The sequence below is a fragment of the [Bacteroides] pectinophilus genome, assembly GCA_025146925.1.
GTDB lineage: Bacteria > Bacillota > Clostridia > Lachnospirales > Lachnospiraceae > Bacteroides_F > Bacteroides_F pectinophilus.
This window is the reverse complement of sequence record CP102260.1, coordinates 854,815-874,232: the sequence shown is the minus strand read 5'-3', so window position 1 is coordinate 874,232 and position 19,418 is coordinate 854,815. Positions and strand designations below refer to the sequence as shown.

Sequence of the window (19,418 nt, the reverse complement as noted above, 5' to 3'; positions counted from 1 at the left end):
ATCACCCTATAGGCAATTAATACCTACACTCTAATATGTCAGAAAACTACCTATAGGGGATTTTTTAAACCTCGACTACTGTATCAGCTATATTAATTGTCTCTTGTCTGTGGGCAATGACTATGACTGTTTTATTGTGTTTCAACTGCTCTAAAGCTTCATGAATCCTTCTTTCTGATTCATTATCCAACGCTGAAGTTGCTTCATCCATAAGAATTATGGGTGCATCCTTTACAATAGCTCTGGCTATTGCAATCCGTTGTCTCTCCCCACCTGAAAGGCTCTTTCCCCCGTTAATTATCAATGTATCATATCCTTCCTTTTGATACATAATAAAATCATGCGCATTAGCAAGTTTCGCTGCTATAATTATTTCTTCATCACTCGCCTTCAAATTACCATATCGGATATTCTCTTTTATACTAACTCCAAATAAATATGGCTCTTGCGGAATATAAGCAATAAGATTTCTAGCATTAATCAGTCCTAGCTTTTTTATGGAGGTTCCAAATAACAATATATCGCCCTCTTGGATATTGTAGAACCCAAGCATCAGCTTAGCAAGAGTACTTTTTCCACCACCTGATTTACCAACTATAGCCACCGTCTTATTTTTTTCTATCAACAAACTCCTTTTTTCAAATACCTTACGCTTTCCATCATAACTAAAACTTATATCAACTACATCAACTGCATTTTCACAGTTGAACACACGAACTGTAGTTTCTGAATTTAATATATCTCTTTCCTCGTCTATTTGCAAAAATCCAAATACTCTTTCCGCATAGGCTAAACAATTCATCAACTCTGGATAGCTTTTGCCCAATTGTAAAAATCTAATGCTTAATGCTCCATACATAGTATAAATAGCCGCAACATTTCCAACAGATACCCAATCATTCTGAATAAAAGCAGTAGCAACTGCCAAGAACAACAATGCACACAACAAATCAAATCCATTATAAAACATCTCTAATAAAGCACCTATTGCCATCTTCTTCTTCTGGTGACTTACATAAACATTACTTTCTTTAGCATATTTATCCTCATTTATATACTTTAAATCGTAAAGTTTCTTCACCTCTATGCCTAAAAGAATATTTGTAAGTTTCTCTGTCATCTTAGCATTACTATCAGCCATGGCTTTGCCAACTTGACTCATAGGCTTTGCCAGAAGTCCGTTAAGAACAACTATAAGCACATTAAATAGTAGTAAAGTTAACGTTAATGACCAGCACAATTGCATCATAACAATAACATACACTGCAACAGAGATTATTGGAGCCAATACTCTTCTTAGTCTTGAACCATATATGTCATTAGCCATATCTGTTTCATATACAAACTTAGACATTATCTCTCCACTATGATGTATATCGTAATACCTCATAGGAAGCCTCATACTTTTCGCAAATACTAGTTGTTTAATCTCTAATGAACTTCTTTTAGCCTCATTATTGTATATCTTCATAAACACAGCCGAGAGTATAACAGCAACAAATCCTGCAACAATATATACCACAAACAATACAACATCATTTTTTACCATTACACCTTTTTGCGCTACAACGAACACATTTTTCGTCACCATCGAGCATGCAACATCAAAAAGTGCACCAAATGCTGTCATAAACAAAATACTTAACATATAAAGAGGAAGTCTTCTTTTCATGAGCTTTAAATACTTAAAGAGAATCTTGATCTTCATGATTTTCTCCCTCCTTTTCGATATATTCTTTATTGTATAAACTTGCATAAAAACCATTATTTTTTATCAATTCATTATGTTTTCCATCCTCAACAAGTTTTCCCTTATGTAAAACAATTATTCTATTCACATTCTTAATTGTCGATAATCTATGTGCAATAATAATTATTGTTTTATCATGTTTCTTTGCAATTTCCTCCATTGTCTCATTAATTATTGACTCTGTCTTTACGTCAAGTGCAGAAGTTGGTTCATCTAATAGAATTATTGGTGCATTCTTTACAAGAGCTCTGGCAATTGCTATTCTCTGTTTTTCTCCACCTGAAAATTCAGCACCATTTTCACCTATTATCGTATCAAATTTATCAGGTAAAGAAATAATCCGTTCATAGATACCAGCAGATTTACATGCCACAATTATTTGCTCCATTGTAGCCTCCTCATTACCATATCGCAAATTATCATAAACTGATTCTGGAAACATAAAAGAATTCTGAGGTACAATTGCAAATAATTCGCGTGCTTTATCCAACTGCCATTTATTAAAATCCACACCATATAATTCATATGTACCATTAACCGGCCTTTCAAAACCACACAATAACTTAAATAATGTCGATTTACCAGACCCTGATTCACCGACAATCGCATTGGTAGTTCCTTTCTTAAATGTAACATTAATACTATCAAGCACATTCCTACTAGAATTATCTTCATACCGATATGTTACATTTTTAAGTCCTACGACATCTCTACCCTCGTAAATCTCCTTCAAATAGTAATTGCCTGATTTTTCAACCGGTGCTTCCAATAATTGTTCTATTCGATTAACCGAAACAAACAACTCACGACCATCATTAATATATGCTGGTAATTCGCTCATATAGGATGAGAGCTTTACAAATAAAACCACAAAGCCCATCAATTCTCCCACCGATAATCTTCCAGCAAGCACTTCGACAAGTGCTATAATAGTACAAACCACATTAGGGAACCATTTTATTAAATTTTGCAATCCATTAGCCATAGCCTGATAAGTATTACGTTTGTACTCATTTCCTAATATACATTTAGCTATTATATTAATTCTATTTGTTAATTCCTCATACAAACAATAGCTTCGTTCAATTTCAATGCCACCCACAGCATCCATCACTGCATCAGTCAATTCATCATACTTACCCTTACGATTTTTTGCAAGCTCATTTAACCTTTTAGATAGTTTGTCTCCTATAAGCAAAACAACCGGATAGCATATCAAAATGCTCAACATCAACCTATAATTCATAATCATTATAGATATACTAAATGTTATTATCATCACCAAAGAATAAATAATATCTGGTAAATTTTCTGATAAAAACTTACCTAAATCACCTATGTCAGATGTCAGCTTTGTTATGATTTCTCCTCTATTTTTGTTGACATAATCATATTTTAACTTTCCAAGTTTATATATGATTTTTTCTCGATAAATCTTTTGTAGCGAAATTGAATAGCTTTCTATACTTATCTTTTTAATAATCGAACACGCCATAGCTGCTAAAATTAACAAGGAAATTTGCATCAATAATGATTTAATTTCTAACACTTTGGACACCAACACTGCATCTATAGAATCTGATATAAGACCGGTTCCAGTTGCAACAATTTGTGATGTCATATAAGAGAGAATAACAAAAGCTATTAATAAATACACTTTTTTCGTTATTACCTTAAAAAATAGTTGTACATTTTTCATTGTGATTACTGACCTAACATTGCTCAATATACTTATTTACAAGATTAACTATATCTCTGACATTTCTTAAATTTTCCATTTCCAAATCCGAATCATTAAACTGAATATTAAATGCATCTTCTAACCATAATACCAACTCAACGGTCATTAATGAATCAATTCCTAATTCAACCAAACTAGTCTCCTCTGTAATATTTGCATCAATTCCATTATTCACCAACTTTTTAATCTCATTAACAATCTTTCCTAACATATTCTTTCTCCTATTTTTTCTTTAATTTTATTTGTAATGTCTATGTCATCTTTAATTAGTTCTGATGTAAACTCATTTATAAAATCCATATCAATAGCTGTTTTTCTCAGACGTCTATATTCTAACTTTATGTATTTTGAATCCAATCCTTTTAAATATTCATTCATAAAATCGGCATCCACATATTCAGAAATAAAGTAATAATTACGTCTTCTCATTACCCTTATTATCCCCAATGCATCTCTTAATTGCAACAAAGAATTTTCATTTACTGATTTTAATTGATACCTTCTGGCAGAATCATCACTATTCAACTTATCACAAAATTGTCTTAAAACATCTTTCTCATCAATAGGCTTTCTCTTTAATGTTATTCCAATAGCACTACTTGTACTCAATTCATGCATTTCTTCTTTTGAAATAATACGTTCATCATATGGACTATCATTTAGATAGTAATATGTATCTGCATCCTTCTGAGTAATCAATACATAATGTTCGTCACTCCATACAGAAGAACCATATGTTTTTTTCAAAAACTCTATATCAGCTCCTAATAATATATATTCGTATTTATTAATGAAATCCTCATCCCTAACTTCAACATATTCTATATCTATAATGCCTTTTTCGCTTGCAATATATTGCAATCTATTAAAGATATTGAACTCAACATATTTCATATCTTCGTTCATAAAATAATCAAGTATCGTTTCAACACTTGAATAGCTTTCTACGAATAATATATTGGAATTAACTTGATTGGCTTCAAGTATGTATAATAGTTGTCTCTCAACGCAAGATAAAGCAAGCTTGTTTCCCAAATTCCCTTGTTTTATTTGTCCTACTATCATATAAAACCCTTCTTTCAATACCAAACATTTATTCCTCAGTTACTAATTTAAGTTCATTTACTCTATCCTTATGTAAAAACCACTCTATAAAATCATGTTGATATTCATATAATTCTTTTTTAACAGGCCAAACTATTTGTTTCATATACCTCAATGATTCTGGCTTAATACCATCAAGTAGTTGTTTAAAATATTGATTTTCATACAATTTAGGATAAATCAAACCTGAATTATAGAATGAATAATAACATTCATTTTTAATATCAAACTCCTTTATTCGTTCAACCAAAGCTTTACAAAGCTTTTCATCCAACATCTTTCTTAACAGTACATTAATATCACTAAATTTATATAAATTAAGATCTCTTCTACCAACAACCCAATCATATGTAGTAGCTTCTTTATACAAGTGTGCACACAAATGAATAATAAAATCTGTCAATTTAAGAGTCTTAAATCCAACATCATCTAACTCAACATAACTTACATCAGATAACATCTTGCTCATAATTTCACTATTCCCACTAGGCTTAAAATCAAGCGAAAAATTAAGATCTAGTTCAAGCAAGTTTCCATTTACCATTTTCAAAAACGGAACAGTTTCACCATAATTCATTCTTGCCATCAATATTTCTCTACGTGTTGCGGGAATAATCTCTCCATTAGCAAAATAGCCTTGAATAAATCCATTTTTCTTAAGTATTTCTTGACATTCTGTCAAATCACTTGAATGCAGAAAAATATCTATATCATTCGATGTTCTATTCCCTATTTCATAAACCTTGGTAGCCAAATATGCGCCTTTCAACAATGCATAATTAAATGATGCTTCTGACATGATTGTGCCTATGTACTTAACATTATCAATGTAATCTTTTGTTTTTCTTACATTATAATCTAGCGTACTTTTCAGACACTGTTCAATCTCATTTGCCATTTTCACTTCACTTTTCTTTAAATTCTTGTAAGCAATTCCTACAACCCTATTAGTAACAATCTGTCCTAATAGCAACTCCCAATCTTCATCCTCAACTGTAACCTTCTCATCTAACAAAGCGTCTGACAACTTAAAAATCAATTCTCTATTCATAATTATATCCTCTCTTCCTTTTTTATAATATCATATATACATTTAGATATAGTTCTTACATTCTTCAAATCTGTGCCATTCATACTTTCAACAGGAAAACTTATATTAAACTGCTGCTCAATAATTACAATTAGCTTGACTGTCCTCAATGAATCAATTCCTTTTTCACGTAGTTCTTCATCTTCTTCAATCTCAATATTATAATTCTCTTTAATAATAGCTTTTATTTTTTCGATTATAGTATCCATCTTACTCACGCCCTCCTTATAATTTATCTCTCAACTTGGTTAAAAAGATAATCTCTTTATCTTTTAATTCCAGTAAGTTTCTTTCAAGTTCTTCTAGCATGTCATCTCTCGGAAGAATGTTATATTTCAGCACCATCATTCTACAAATATCAGAGATTTTTTCCATTTCTTCTGCCTCTGATACAAGGACCTCATCACTAGATATTAATCCTTGATTCATTAACTCCTCTACACGCTTAACCATTATAGATTTATGCTCATACAGTGCATGAAACATTCTATAATCAAGCTCATTGTCTTCTTTCATCTTCTTTACCATTTTAATCATACAATCATAAATTTTAATTCCCGATACAGTATTCTCAAACCGAACAAAGAAGTTATTATGCGTCTGAATAGTTTTTGCTTGTAAATACTCTTCTATCCAAAACTTGATTACCTCACCATTCAAATCACATTTTATATTATCCCTAAGTTGGATTAAAGTTATATTATAATCAACCTCCATATTTTTTTCTGTCCTAAATATGTTAGGTAGTTCCGGAGAAAAGAAAGCTTCAATTAACTCTTCATATGGAACATTAATTATATCAAGCTGACCTGAATTCAAAAAATCTACCTGATATATTCCTATTTCATTGTATCCAAATATAAAAGCAGAATGGCAGAATGGTTTTCTGCCAAAATATCTTGTTTTAGATATTTTTGTAGAGTCTATATTCGCAATAATATACAATCCTTGATCAATCCACATTTTAATGCAATCAACGAGATTCTCTTTATTCAACTCCATTATATTATTATTAATTATGTGTTCCCTTAAGAATAAATTGCCACCTCTCTGATCTATTTTCATCAAATCAATTGGCCAAATCGATAAATAATGTGTATGTGGATCTATGTTTTCCAAATTATCAGAATAAAATACAAGTTGTATAAAGTTATTATATATCCAATTCATAGCACTTGGGTTATTCATAATAATCGCCAACTTATCAGCTGCAAATAAAGCATAGCATATAGGGGGCGGAAACACTATAGGTAGCTTTATATCAATATCATTAGTACTTTTACTCATACTTTGAACCGTATTTACTAATTCATCCATAATTTTCCTCCTTATCACGGACTTATAACTGTTGTTTTCTAACTATTTTTCCACTAGGTGTTTTCTCTAATTCTTTTACATACACGAACTTACTAGGTATCTTATAATTCTCTAATCTATTTTTACACACTTCAAATAAGGAACTCATATTAGGCTCAATATCATCAGTAACAATATATGCTATAAACTTTTCTACACCTTTATCATCAGAAACATTTCGAACAAGCACCTCTTTTACACCTTCTGCTGTTTGTAATACCTGTTCAATTTCTTCAGGATAAATATTTTTACCTGCACTAATTATCATATTATCTTTACGGCCTTGTACATATAAATATCCATCCTCATCAATATATCCGTAATCACCCGTATATAATTTCCCATCAACAATAGTTTTGCGAGTTTTTTCTGCATCGTTATAATACCCCAGCATAACATTAGGACCGCTAACAACAATCTCTCCATTATTATCAATCCCTTTATTACTAATTTCTATTTTAACATTCTTGATAGGTCTTCCACTAGAACCAGCCTTTTTTAATAAGTCCGAACCCATAATATATGTAACTCTTGGCGAAGCTTCCGTTAATCCATAAGAATATATCAAATTACAATTAGGAAGTAATTCTACCAATTTAACAATATCTTGTGAAGACATTGGTGCACCATAAAAATTAATTATTCTTAAATGACCTATTTTTTCTAAATTAAGTTGTTTGTGCTTTAATATAATTTCTCTTAGAATAGTAGGCACTGCAAAAAACACAGTAATATTATTATCAAGTATAGAATTAACCATGCTAGAAGCCGTCAAAATTTTTGAATTAAAAATTATAGTACACATATTATCTAAGCCTATCAACAACTCTCCAATAATGCTTGAACTATGATTCATATTTTTAACCATAAATATTTTATCATTTAACGTTAGTCTCAAATAGTCACCTATAGCTTCTACATTACTTTTTATATTATCCCGAGATAACATTATCCCCTTTGGTGCACCTGTCGTACCTGATGTTAATAAGATAATTTCACAATTCTTATCGCTATGATTTTTACCAACGCTTACTTCTTTGTGAATGATCAAATCTGATAAAACCGTAGTACTCTCTTCGCAGCTCAATACATCATAACCTTTTTCAAATATCACATATTCCAATGAAAACTGTTTTACTAATTCTTTTATTTTTTCCTTGCCGGTATAAGCATATATAGGTACTGCTACACATCCGATATAACTAACAGCCATCAAGCTCATGGTAAATAACATAGGACTATTTACAACTATTCCTATATTACATCTTTCAATGTCAGAAAAACATTCATCAGCGATTTTCTTAATCACATCATCTAACTCACTATAAGACAATTCGACGTCTTTATATTTAATAGCAATTTTCTCTGGAAACTGCTGCACAGCTTTTCTTAAATAGTCATACATTTTTTCATTCTCCTACACACAAAAAATTATTACTTACTAATACTGCACGCCAAACATTTTAACGCATTTAAAATATATCAAAGTTCCTTTCTTTTATCACTTTCACACATGCAAATCTAAATATTAAAAAACGAAACTATAAATCAACTCTAACTTATACATATTCTTTATTTTCACTTATAGCTGTAATAACACAATTACCCCATACTATGAATTAGCTGAACATTACGGTACATCAATTATTCCGGCACGGGTACGCAAATCCAAAAACAAGTCTAGCGCTGAAGGAACAGTAAGAAATGTATCTACATAGTTTTCTGCAGTCCTTCGAAATGAACAGTTCTTTTCTCTGGCTGAATTAAATTTCGCTATTAGGGAAAACTTGAACAGTTCAATGCTACTAAAACCTTCCAGAAAAAAGAAGGTAGCCTGTGTAGTCTATTTCTTGATAAGAAATGCGATTACTGGCAACACGCCTTATTTTTCCAGAATATTATTATCCAACTCTCCTTATGTTGCAAATGTCCGTATATTGTCATCTTTTAATATTGGCTACTACTTTCTTATACTCGTTTAGAAATCGTTTATTTTTTCCACTTACTTCTTTACCTGAATATATATTAATTTTTTCCAATTCATATAAAATATGTTGCGGAAATTCGCCAATATATTCTATCTCTATTTCATAATCTACAACATCGAAATAGGAATTCTTATCGAGAGCAATTTCAACATATTGGTATTTATTGCATATCCTTCTTATTGTTTTTAAATTTCCAAGTAACTTGGCATCATCCTTACAAAGAAAGCCACAAGTACCATATATTTCATCCTTCGAAATGTAATCTGACACTTCATCAACATTTTGCTCAAATTCTTCTTTCACATGCAAAGAGCCCTCTATCTTTTGCGGAACCTTAAACTGAAGTTTGAGTTTTCCTAGTTTCTCTCTTATACGTATGGTTATATTGTTGCTCACTATCGCATCATTCGCATAATAATAATTTGTCTGCTCAACCGGTTCTTCAAAATCAAAATAATTCATAACTTCAAGATACTGCTTTTCATCCAGCAGAATTTTTATTTCCTTCTCTAAATCAGACATATTGACCCCCTCTAGGATTATCTTAGTGATGACAATTAAACATATATATATGTAGACATATCAAATAAACATGCGATTTAATAAAGCACCACACACTTCAGCCTAATAAACCGCCCTCTCCAATAACCTTTTTTGAGTATTTTCTTCTGTTTTCTTAATTAAACATCTCAACATTGTCACATCAGATTCTTTTTTTCATAAACTTTCACTTTCCACCATTACATAATATTACATTATTTTTTACATTTTCAAAGTAACATTTTTAACTTGTAAAGCAGTTTTGGATTGACATTCTCATCTTCATACATGTGCATAAGTTCGGTATATACTTTCCAATAATCAGAAACAATAGCTTTATCATTTTCACTTTTTTCAATTAACAATTCGAAATAACTTAGACCAGTGAAAACTCTCCATAAAGACAAAAATATAATTTTACTCTTCCTGTATCCACATTTCAAACAAATGTAGTTAATAAATTTTTCTGTTGCCTTTTCCGAATCACCATAATTGAAGTGGTAAACTAATTTTGGACACAGAGGGGTCAATTTCTAGACATAAATGAGTTATAATTCAAACAAGGAATTCTCATATTTAGTCTTAATTGATTTCGTATTTAACAGGAGGGTTACCATGAAATACACTTTAGAACAACGGTTGGACATTGGGCGCCGTATTTATGAAGGCGAACTAACAAGATTTCAAGCAGCTGAGGAGTATGGTATCAATGACAATACGGCTCGCAATTATATGTGGCTATATCGAGATACCAACCATCTTCCACCTAAAAATGTCGGAAGGAAAAGAACAACGTATGTTTCCAAAACTCCACAAACAATCGAAGCAAAACAACCTGATTTTGAATCATATGAAGCTATGACAAAGGAAGAATTAATTCAAGCGCTTATCCAGGCACGTATCACAGAGGCACGATTAAAAAAAGGTTACGAAGTGAAGGGGGATGGTTCGGTAATTCATTACAGCAGCAAGAATATCAAGTGATTTTGGAACTCTCAGGAAAGTTTCCGGTCAATCTTCTTTGTGATGCTATGGGCATCAATAGAAGCAGCTTCTATTATTGGAAGAAGATGCTCAGCAATCCAGCTCCAAGAACAAGGGCATTGATTGAAAATATCCAGTTATTCCAGGAATACCATTTAAAATATCCATCTCATGGATACAGATGGTTAAATGCTAAAATTCGTCTGGATAAAGGAATAGAGATGTCTGCTCCTTATGCACATAAATGTTGCAAGTCTGCTGGTATAAAGAGTAAAGCTAAACATTATAAATACAAGAAACCTGGTGCTCCGTTTAAGATTTTTCCAAATCTTCTTATGTCAGAGATTCAGATTGATGGTCCACTTCAATGTATTGTAAGTGATATGACTGCATTTTGGGTAAAAGGTATCTATTATGAACTTACCTTATATATGGATCTTTGGAATAATGAAATCCTAAGTCATTCTCTATCATCAAAACGTGGTGATCGAATGACTTATATAAGTGGTCTGGAAAATCTCCTTGAAATAAAGAAGCAGCATCCAGAATACCAAATGATTCTTCATTCAGATCAAGGATCCGTCTATGCTTCAAAGGCATACAATGATCTTCTTCCTATGTATGTGGTAAGATCCATGTCCAGAGCTGGAACACCTACTGATAATAGTGCGATGGAATCTATCAACGGATGGATCAAAGCAGAATTATTTATGGATTTTCATGTCACAGGTGAACGACCAGTTTACGAAGAAGTGAATGAATATATAAAATTTTTCAATGAGGAGCGCCCTGCTTATGCGCTCAGTTATCTTACACCGAAACAATACCGTGAGAAATATGCAGTATAATCTGTTCATGAGTTCATACCGTCGGTGAAAGCCGACCAGCGTTTTCGGGAGCGATGTCAAGGATGGCGTACGGCTTGTACAACCTTACGCTGTAACTGAATAATTTTTATAATTTTGTGTCCAAAATATGTTGACTAGTGCATAATCATTCAGCATCATAAATGATACAATGTATGATGCTACCTGATACTCTCTTGGTGCATATAAAACAGATTCTATATCAATAAAATATAAACTATCTTTTGTAAAAATAATATTACGCCTATGTAAATCGTAAATTATAAATCCAAATTGTGAACTATCATAATGTTCATCTTCCTTATGCTCAGTTAAAATGATTCCTAGTTGTTTTGTTTCGCAATTTCTTAGCTTATCTAAATACAATTTAGTTTTTTTAAGCAAACTTATCTCTTTAAATAGATGAATACTTTTTTCTTTTCTGATTTCATCATTATAATCGCAATAGATTTTTTCAACCTGCTTATATATTTCAATAGATTTATGATAATCATATTTTTGAAAATCATGTTCTCCATCAATATACCGGGAAATTTTAAGTCCGTATGTATTTTCAGCCAAACACATATTTTGTGCAAAAAGCACCTCTGTTATATGACTATTTTTCTTAGAAACCCTATTTTGCACCTTACATAATAAAAGCTCTGTTTCTGTCAATAGTCTATTAATATGCTTTATAACATATTCACCATTACATGTTGAAATATATGACACGCTACATTTTTCTCCCTCTTTAATTACCAATGGTGAAAAATACTTAAATGCATCAACCTTATGAAAACATGCATTACTAATATCAACAGGTGTAGTTCTGTCTTTATTCAAAATTGTATTATAAAGGCATCTCAAAAAACCTGCATGAGTAACTACAACATAATTACCTTGTTCACAACTGTGTAACATATATTCCAAAAAAGCTATCGCCCTAGCCTGTAATTCATCGCCAGTTTCAGCTCTTTCTATGCCATCAAGGTCTTTATATTGTGTCCATATTGCATATTCTTTTGGCATATTCTCCTTTGCATAATCATGTGTTTTTCCACTAAGCACTCCGGGGTTCATCTCATCAAGAATTTCCATGCTTTTAACCTCTTGCTCTATGCCAGCTGTCTTGATGACAATCTTTGCTGTCTCGATTGCTCTCATCATACTACTTGAATATACGCCATTAATTTCTTTTAGCAATTTAATATTAGAAAGAGTACTCTCTTTTACTTGTCGTCTTCCTTCTTGTGTTAACGAAAAAAAATTCATTTTCCCTTGAATAATTCTCATCTTATTTCCTTCAGATTCTCCATGCCTTACTAAAATCAAATTGGTCATCACGTTGCCTTTCATTTATTTATCAACTTTAATATATAATTTCTATAATGAATGGCTTACACACACACAATCAAAAATATCTGAATCAATCTCATATAGTTTCTTTAACTCTGCTTTATTATATTCCATCGGACAATATGGATCTTTAAACTGCATCTTGCCATATTCCACCCTCTTTCTAACTTGGCAACCACCTCTGCACATAGAATATGCTTCACAGTCAAAGCATGGTTCATATTGAATAGAACTAATATAATTTGTTAAAGCCTTAGAAGTCAGAAGAAATTTATTAATGCTCCTGTAGTCAAAATAATCACCGAGTTCTGTATCATTCATTAAACATGGAGTAATTCTACCATCAGGATTTATTGTAAGAAGTTCCTGTCCTCCAATACATCCCCTCATTTCTTTTAATCCAATAGCAAAGCAACCTTCTATCGGGTTAGTAACATTAAGTATCGCAATCTTTCCTTTATATTTTACCTGCAATTCTGAAATATAATTCAATTTCTCATAATATGGTTCGATATGCTTTCCATAGTATCCCAATTCATGATTTACAGATCTCTCCGGATTAGAAAACTTTATTTTATCAACACCAAGACTGATAGCAAACTCTGTCATCCTATCAAAAAAATTTAACGAAGTATTATACTCATAAATAGGCTTCAAACATATTTCCGTCTTCTTTCCCATCTCATCTCTTTTCTTGATAAGGCGCCTAACACCGTCAACAGTTACTGAAAAGAAACCTTCTCCACGTCTTTTATTATTTGTTTCCTCATCATATCCATCAAGACTTATACTTATCGCAAACATATCATTTCCAAGAAGTATCTCACACATCTCATCAGTTAATAATGTACCATTGGTTGCCATAGATGTTACAATGTTATGCTTTTTAGCTGTTGAAAGATAATTCGCAATTCCTTTTTTCTCTATCGTTGGTTCGCCGCCTGCCAAATGCAATCTCATTACCCCAAGATCATACATTTCATCAATAATCGCAGATACACTTTCTTCAGGCATTGTTATCTTTCCCAAATGTTTGCTGTTATAGCAATGTGGACATCTAAGATTGCACTTATTAGAGAAATCAAAATAATACTCTAATGGTGCAAATAATTGTCTGGAAACTTTATTGCGATGATCAAGCACTCGAATATTATTATCAAATCCAACTTTCTTTAGTTCTGACAAATACTGGGCATCAATTTGTTCAAAAACATCTTTTCCATTCCGCAGATTGTTTAATACAGTACTTACTATAAATTCACCATTATTTTTTACTGTATAATAGCATTTCATAGGAATACTGTATAACAAATATCCAAAATTCTCTTGTCTAATTAGTAGTTTCTCCTGTCCCATTCTTTTTCTCCATTTTCATTAATATTTTTTACTGTGTTACAACCCCTCATCCAGCGCTTTTGTTTTTTATTAAACCAAATCTTTCCACACCTAACAGCATATATCCTTAGAAACTCAATGATATAGGCAACAAAAACTCAAACTCTCTACTGCTGCAAATTAAATGCCCTGAAAAAAGCTATGCATTTTCCATGCCAACTGAATAATAATACGAGCATCGGATGGAAAAAACTATTTCTTATAACATCATCACTTTTAGCTTTCTGGAATGAAGACTTGCGTAGAACGCACAATGTCCAAAAGGAAAATGGTATTCCTATTACAACCATCCTCAAGTACAAGTTGCTCAATGTGTTTGTTACATAGATTTCCACTCACAGACGAATTGACGCCACTGCAATAATGAAAAATAGCTATCGTTTTTCAATACAAAAATCAGATTGTAACATTAATTGTAGTATTTTAACCATTTACTGGATTAGTTGCATTTCTCTTACATGAAAAACTATATTTCAAATATATTAGCTGTATTATTGAATTTACAAGTTACGAGACCTATTTGCTATAGAATGCATTAGTTGTCTAACTTTCATTATTTACTTTATTTTTCATACAATCAAGCAATTCCTCATATGTAGGTTTAATAACTTTCGCCTTATTGTATAAATTGGTAATTTTATTAGAAAAATCCAACATTTCCATCAACTCCTTTTCTGAATAACTAAATGATGCCAATACTTTCCCACCTGAACTTTCATCCGCTTTTACCCATTCACTCACATTCGAATTGCATAACTGTTCAACTTCTGTACCATGTAATACAGTTAAACGATATGCAAACAGCAAACTCGGCTGTATCTCATCTATAACAAATCTAAACGATTCTTTTAATGCCTTAAAGTCATCTCCTGGAAGTCCTACCATTAATTCAGCTCTCCAAAACACACCTACATCTTTCAATTTGGGAAGCATTGTCTTCACCGCTGTTATATCATTATTCCTTATCCATCTTGGTACATTTTCATTAATTGTCTGTATTCCGAATCTTAATTCCTCTATGTTACTTTTTTCAAGAATCGCCAGATATTCATCATCCAAAAACTCTGGTCTTAAATATCCTATTATTTTGACATTCGGTGCATATTTTGCAAATTCACTAAAGATAAACTTACCAATTGCAGGAATCCCTCCTAAATTAGCATCAACAATAAACACTCTTTTAGCATCTATCTTGCCTAAATTAATAATTTCTTCATGTATTGCGTCTTTTTGTAAGATGGCAACGCCTTTACGATTTCTAAATCCGCAATATCCGCACTGATATGTGCAACCTCTCGACATATCTATCCATACAAACTCATTTGAAAATTCATTCAATTTAAGCTTTTTAAAAAATTCTTCTGAATACAACGCATTTCTCCATGCAATCTTTCTATCCAAAGGTGTGTAATATACCCCATTCTTTTTTACTGCATCAGAAATTATATCTCGAGTGTGAATATCTCGAACATCTCTTTTTTCACTCATTAGTGTACACAATTCATCAAGGAAAAGCTCTGCGTCACCATATACAAATATAGGTTTTCCTTCCCAATCATCCAATAACCTACTTTTTAATTCCGGACCGCCAACCATAACACACAAATCATTTCTGTGCGTTATTGCAGAATTAATTTTTTTTATCACATCCCACGTCCAGACATATGCCGAAAGCCCAAGAATATTAATATTCATACCATCTAAGGTCTCAGCCAACTCTTCTATTTCACAATCTGTCATATCATACTTTGAAGGAATTATCCTAACGTTAACATCTTCCCTTGACATAATATATGAAGCCAATCTCATAGATGACAATGTATATTTCTGCGGATACTCATCTGTCCTCAAATATAAACTTACAAAAACGACATTAACCAAAATGTTCTCCCCCCTATTCAAATACTAATTGTCACTACTTTTCACTTTAGCCCAGTACTTTTCGCCATCACTATAATGAATCAGACCCTTGCTGACAAATTCACCCATATGTTCCATAACAGTCTTTTCAAGTTCCGCAAATTCTGGAGCTTCATTTATTGCTTTACCTGTTATCTCATCAACACTCGCATACATATTATATAGAGCTGTGATGAGCACTGCATACTGTACCATCCATATAAGTTCCTTTTCTGAATAACTATATGACTCTTTGGCTCGCATTGTATCTTCATAAATTTTAATCCACTTATCGCCAGGATTATTTAAAAGCGAATACATTTCAGTCTCTTTAAGCACAGAAAGATGATAAGCATGTAAATATGTAGGATGCACTTCTTTTATTACAAATTCTATACTTCTCTTAAGTCCATAAATATCATCACCCGGTAAACCAACAATTAATTCTGCACGCCAAGGAATACCGGTACTTGTTAATAAAGGTAAAATTTTTAATATTTTGCTAATATTATTTGCTCGAATCCAATTTGGTACGCTTTCATTAATTGTTTGTATACCAAATCTCAATTCCTCAATGCTACTTCTTGATAATAACTCAAGATATTCATCATCCAAATATTCTGGACGCAAAAATGAAGTGATTTTTGTATTTGGTGCATACTTATTAAACATAGATAGTATTTCTTTGCCTCTTTTAGGTGTTCCTCCAAGTATTGGATCCACTATGAATATTCGTTTAAGACCAACTTCTCCAAAAAAACGAATCTCGTTTTCTAATATACTTTTATCAAATGTAACTGGAATTTGGCGGAATTTGTGTCCACAGTATCCGCATTTATACGGACAACCTCGCGTTGTTTCATAAAAACAATAATCTGTACAAAAATCTTCTATCTTCAATTTTTTCAGATTATCAAATGTATAAATAGGGATTGAATTATATAATTCCCCGTCTTTTTCAATAATATAGATATCATCTTTCTTTTCTGCATTTGCAATTTTCTGCATTTGATGTATATCCTGTATGTTAGCGCCTTCAATAAGCAACTTACATATTTCTCTTGTAAACAGTTCACCTTCACCATATGAAAAAAGTTCATCGCCATACCAATCACTTCTGATTGAATTCTGTATTTCTGGTCCTCCAACCAGAACAGCCTTTATCTTATCTCGATTTAGACCAAGACTAATCTTTCTGATTTTTTCCCACGTCCATACATATGCAGACATACCGATTACTTCAAAATCTGAATTATTAATTTTGTCAATCTCACTCAATAAATGCTCATCGCATATATTAATAGGGATAGGTATGATTTCAACAGAAACATTATCCATATCAAGTAGCGAAGCTGCAATTCTCAGTGATGCAATCGTATATTTTCCACCTTCATCTTCATCAAAAAAACTTAAAAGCCCAATATTTAACATCTACACTTACCCGTATACCTTTCTCAGCAGATATTATCCAACACTCACTTCAATTTATATGAATCTCCAACATTTAGCTATTTTAGATATTGCTTCAAAAAAATATCATATATCTCATCCCCTGTTTGTGAAATATTCTTCCCATCAGTATAAATTTTTTCGAGCGAATACATATTTGCAACAAGTTCTATCCTTTCTAACAATAATTGCAATTTCTCATTATCTCTAAAAATTGGCGTAGAGCCATCTTCTCTATTGTTGTTTCTTTGTCTAATTTCATCAAAACTTGCTAATAGTGCATAAGACAAATCAGGCTTGATTGCATCGCAAAAATATTGTTCTACTTCATAAAGTCCAAGATTATACATTGACCTGTATGCTACCTCATCATAATAATATCTGTCAACAATAATGATTTTGTTCCGTTCATGCAGTTTACTTATTACATGTTCTCTCCAAATATCTGAATCTGTTTTTACACAATCAAGAACTTTACGAATTCTTTCAGAATTATTAAAGACACTATCTAACCCAAGTCTTATTTTTCTTTGTTCCTCATTGCACAATTTACTCTTCATATAAAACCTTGTAACTATAACATCGTATTTTTCCAGTTGCTTATATATTAAATCAATGTCTCGAATATTTTCATACACTAGTACTCCATTTGTAATATCAAGCAAATTAATCCCCGATAATTTGCAACTGTTGCATATTCTTTTTTTTAATAAATCAATGTGTGTGGTTTTTCCTGCGCCATCACAACCCGTAAATGAAATAATCATTCTGTTCACCTCATATCAAATTATGTATCTTTTGCGGCATAAGTTCTATCAAATCACTCAAATAATCTATCTAGATATGCTTCATGCTTCCAAATAACCATTAACTATAGTATACAAATCTTCTGCAACTTCATCCCTTGTCTTTCCCTTTATATCCATACGGATCATATTGTATTTTTTACTAATGTATTCAATATTTTGGTATAATTCCATCATCTTATCTTCACAATTAAACAATGCTGTTTTCATATCTATCCTTGTCCTATTTCTTTCTCTTATTAAATCCATATCACCAAAGAGATGAATACGTATATTTGATTCTGGATAACCAATATACTTTCTTTCTATATACTCTTTTTTTAAGTTATACAATGACCTGTAAGCTATCTCATCATAATAATACCTATCATATATAATAATTTTGTTTTTACGTAATAATTTCCATATAACATGATCGTACCATATCTGTGCTTCTTGCCTCGCCGCATCTGTAACTTCTTTAATCAATTCCGTATTGTCAAAAACATCTGTCTCAGCAAACATAACCATTTCCTGCAACTTTTGCATTTTATTACTTCTAAAATAAAAACGCGTAGTTATTACATCGTATCTTGAAAGCACCTTATAAATATCGTCTACCTGTTCAATATTTTCGTATACTTCCGTTCCATTATTTGCCTTGAGTGCCGACATCCCCTTAAGTCCATGATTTTCACATATTTTTTCCATAAGCAAATCAACACTTGTACTTTTTCCCATTCCATCATAACCCGATAAAGAAATAACCATTCATCCTTCACTCATTAATCGTTCTAACTGAATAATGTTGCTCCTTTTCATAATCTTTTAATTCTGCCTGTGTGGCTTCATCGCCTTAATAATGTGTCTTTACAATATAATTCCAATATATTCTGTCATCCCCCCAAAAAAAGAATCAGACCAAAAGAATCTAACAATCAGTAGTCGGTTTATAGATTGTTTTAACCGCATAAACAGCTAAAAGAGAACATCAACAACCTTCCTACTAAGTAAACTCAACATAACACTAAATTTTAATCGTAAATGTGTTCTTGTCACTGAAAAGCATTCTTAATTCATTGCGTATAAATATATATGTTCTATATCCAAATAAAAAAATGACACTGCTATGT

At 31.8% G+C, this 19,418-nt stretch carries 17 protein-coding genes and 1 pseudogene; 3 read left to right on the top strand and 15 right to left on the bottom strand.

What is annotated here, in order from left to right; genetic code table 11:
• Window positions 1-64: 64 nt before the first annotated feature.
• From NQ488_04005 to NQ488_03970, 8 genes are read right to left on the bottom strand one after another with little or no spacing between them, the layout of a single operon-like run.
• Window positions 65-1,708, bottom strand: a complete 1,644-nt coding sequence (locus NQ488_04005) for an ABC transporter ATP-binding protein/permease (protein UWN96483.1) — start codon at window positions 1,706-1,708, stop codon at window positions 65-67.
• Window positions 1,686-3,449, bottom strand: a complete 1,764-nt coding sequence (locus NQ488_04000; protein UWN96482.1) for an ABC transporter ATP-binding protein/permease — start codon at window positions 3,447-3,449, stop codon at window positions 1,686-1,688. Before NQ488_04000 ends, NQ488_04005 begins: the two co-directional genes overlap by 23 nt.
• Before the next feature lie 13 nt (window positions 3,450-3,462).
• Window positions 3,463-3,702: a phosphopantetheine-binding protein gene (locus NQ488_03995; GenBank protein ID UWN96481.1), complete on the bottom strand. Its 240-nt coding sequence runs from the start codon at window positions 3,700-3,702 to the stop codon at window positions 3,463-3,465.
• The gene (locus tag NQ488_03990) at window positions 3,696-4,556 is read right to left on the bottom strand and encodes a hypothetical protein (GenBank protein ID UWN96480.1); all 861 of its coding nucleotides are present in this window, start codon (window positions 4,554-4,556) and stop codon (window positions 3,696-3,698) included. Before NQ488_03990 ends, NQ488_03995 begins: the two co-directional genes overlap by 7 nt.
• A gap of 28 nt (window positions 4,557-4,584) precedes the next feature.
• Complete coding sequence (locus NQ488_03985; GenBank protein ID UWN96479.1) at window positions 4,585-5,646, bottom strand: nucleotidyltransferase family protein; 1,062 nt, start codon at window positions 5,644-5,646, stop codon at window positions 4,585-4,587.
• 2 nt (window positions 5,647-5,648) lie between these two features.
• A complete protein-coding gene (locus tag NQ488_03980) occupies window positions 5,649-5,894 on the bottom strand; it encodes an acyl carrier protein (GenBank protein ID UWN96478.1) in 246 nt (81 codons plus the stop codon).
• Window positions 5,895-5,910: 16 nt separating this feature from the next.
• Complete coding sequence (locus NQ488_03975; protein ID UWN96477.1) at window positions 5,911-7,002, bottom strand: hypothetical protein; 1,092 nt, start codon at window positions 7,000-7,002, stop codon at window positions 5,911-5,913.
• A 22-nt stretch (window positions 7,003-7,024) separates the two neighbouring features.
• Window positions 7,025-8,446 (bottom strand): acyl--CoA ligase, encoded by a 1,422-nt coding sequence (locus tag NQ488_03970; GenBank protein ID UWN96476.1) that lies wholly within the window; start codon window positions 8,444-8,446, stop codon window positions 7,025-7,027.
• A 205-nt stretch (window positions 8,447-8,651) separates the two neighbouring features.
• Between NQ488_03970 and NQ488_03965 the strand changes: the two are divergent.
• Window positions 8,652-8,899 (top strand): annotated as a pseudogene (locus NQ488_03965) (IS21 family transposase).
• Between the two features lie 82 nt (window positions 8,900-8,981).
• Here the strand turns inward: NQ488_03965 and NQ488_03960 are convergent.
• The gene (locus tag NQ488_03960; GenBank protein UWN96475.1) at window positions 8,982-9,551 is read right to left on the bottom strand and encodes a CYTH domain-containing protein; all 570 of its coding nucleotides are present in this window, start codon (window positions 9,549-9,551) and stop codon (window positions 8,982-8,984) included.
• Window positions 9,552-10,184: 633 nt separating this feature from the next.
• Here NQ488_03960 and NQ488_03955 point away from each other — a divergent pair.
• Both NQ488_03955 and NQ488_03950 read left to right on the top strand, forming a co-directional pair.
• Window positions 10,185-10,553: a hypothetical protein gene (locus NQ488_03955; GenBank protein UWN96474.1), complete on the top strand. Its 369-nt coding sequence runs from the start codon at window positions 10,185-10,187 to the stop codon at window positions 10,551-10,553.
• Window positions 10,550-11,401: an IS3 family transposase gene (locus tag NQ488_03950; protein ID UWN96473.1), complete on the top strand. Its 852-nt coding sequence runs from the start codon at window positions 10,550-10,552 to the stop codon at window positions 11,399-11,401. Before NQ488_03955 ends, NQ488_03950 begins: the two co-directional genes overlap by 4 nt.
• Before the next feature lie 84 nt (window positions 11,402-11,485).
• Here NQ488_03950 and NQ488_03945 read toward each other — a convergent pair whose 3' ends face one another.
• From NQ488_03945 to NQ488_03920, 6 genes are all read right to left on the bottom strand, one after another.
• Window positions 11,486-12,694, bottom strand: a complete 1,209-nt coding sequence (locus NQ488_03945) for a histidine phosphatase family protein (GenBank protein ID UWN96472.1) — start codon at window positions 12,692-12,694, stop codon at window positions 11,486-11,488.
• A gap of 90 nt (window positions 12,695-12,784) precedes the next feature.
• Window positions 12,785-14,113 (bottom strand): radical SAM protein, encoded by a 1,329-nt coding sequence (locus NQ488_03940; protein UWN96471.1) that lies wholly within the window; start codon window positions 14,111-14,113, stop codon window positions 12,785-12,787.
• Between the two features lie 582 nt (window positions 14,114-14,695).
• A complete protein-coding gene (locus NQ488_03935; protein ID UWN96470.1) occupies window positions 14,696-16,033 on the bottom strand; it encodes a radical SAM protein in 1,338 nt (445 codons plus the stop codon).
• 24 nt (window positions 16,034-16,057) lie between these two features.
• Window positions 16,058-17,482 carry a radical SAM protein gene (locus NQ488_03930; protein UWN96469.1) on the bottom strand — a complete coding sequence of 475 codons (1,425 nt, stop codon included), beginning with the start codon at window positions 17,480-17,482 and terminating at the stop codon, window positions 16,058-16,060.
• A gap of 77 nt (window positions 17,483-17,559) precedes the next feature.
• Window positions 17,560-18,267, bottom strand: a complete 708-nt coding sequence (locus NQ488_03925; GenBank protein UWN96468.1) for a hypothetical protein — start codon at window positions 18,265-18,267, stop codon at window positions 17,560-17,562.
• Window positions 18,268-18,348: 81 nt separating this feature from the next.
• Window positions 18,349-19,056 carry a hypothetical protein gene (locus NQ488_03920; protein UWN96467.1) on the bottom strand — a complete coding sequence of 236 codons (708 nt, stop codon included), beginning with the start codon at window positions 19,054-19,056 and terminating at the stop codon, window positions 18,349-18,351.
• Window positions 19,057-19,418 lie beyond the last annotated feature (362 nt).

Bases quoted from the DNA above. Each gene is read 5' to 3' on its own strand.
- NQ488_04005 (UWN96483.1), bottom strand. From the start codon at position 1,708: ATGAAGATCAAGATTCTCTTTAAGTATTTAAAGCTCATGAAAAGAAGA.
- NQ488_04000 (UWN96482.1), bottom strand. From the start codon at position 3,449: ATGAAAAATGTACAACTATTTTTTAAGGTAATAACGAAAAAAGTGTAT.
- NQ488_03995 (UWN96481.1), bottom strand. From the start codon at position 3,702: ATGTTAGGAAAGATTGTTAATGAGATTAAAAAGTTGGTGAATAATGGA.
- NQ488_03990 (UWN96480.1), bottom strand. From the start codon at position 4,556: ATGATAGTAGGACAAATAAAACAAGGGAATTTGGGAAACAAGCTTGCT.
- NQ488_03985 (UWN96479.1), bottom strand. From the start codon at position 5,646: ATGAATAGAGAATTGATTTTTAAGTTGTCAGACGCTTTGTTAGATGAG.
- NQ488_03980 (UWN96478.1), bottom strand. From the start codon at position 5,894: ATGGATACTATAATCGAAAAAATAAAAGCTATTATTAAAGAGAATTAT.
- NQ488_03975 (UWN96477.1), bottom strand. From the start codon at position 7,002: ATGGATGAATTAGTAAATACGGTTCAAAGTATGAGTAAAAGTACTAAT.
- NQ488_03970 (UWN96476.1), bottom strand. From the start codon at position 8,446: ATGTATGACTATTTAAGAAAAGCTGTGCAGCAGTTTCCAGAGAAAATT.
- NQ488_03960 (UWN96475.1), bottom strand. From the start codon at position 9,551: ATGTCTGATTTAGAGAAGGAAATAAAAATTCTGCTGGATGAAAAGCAG.
- NQ488_03955 (UWN96474.1), top strand. From the start codon at position 10,185: ATGAAATACACTTTAGAACAACGGTTGGACATTGGGCGCCGTATTTAT.
- NQ488_03945 (UWN96472.1), bottom strand. From the start codon at position 12,694: ATGAGAATTATTCAAGGGAAAATGAATTTTTTTTCGTTAACACAAGAA.
- NQ488_03940 (UWN96471.1), bottom strand. From the start codon at position 14,113: ATGGGACAGGAGAAACTACTAATTAGACAAGAGAATTTTGGATATTTG.
- NQ488_03930 (UWN96469.1), bottom strand. From the start codon at position 17,482: ATGTTAAATATTGGGCTTTTAAGTTTTTTTGATGAAGATGAAGGTGGA.
- NQ488_03925 (UWN96468.1), bottom strand. From the start codon at position 18,267: ATGATTATTTCATTTACGGGTTGTGATGGCGCAGGAAAAACCACACAC.
- NQ488_03920 (UWN96467.1), bottom strand. From the start codon at position 19,056: ATGGTTATTTCTTTATCGGGTTATGATGGAATGGGAAAAAGTACAAGT.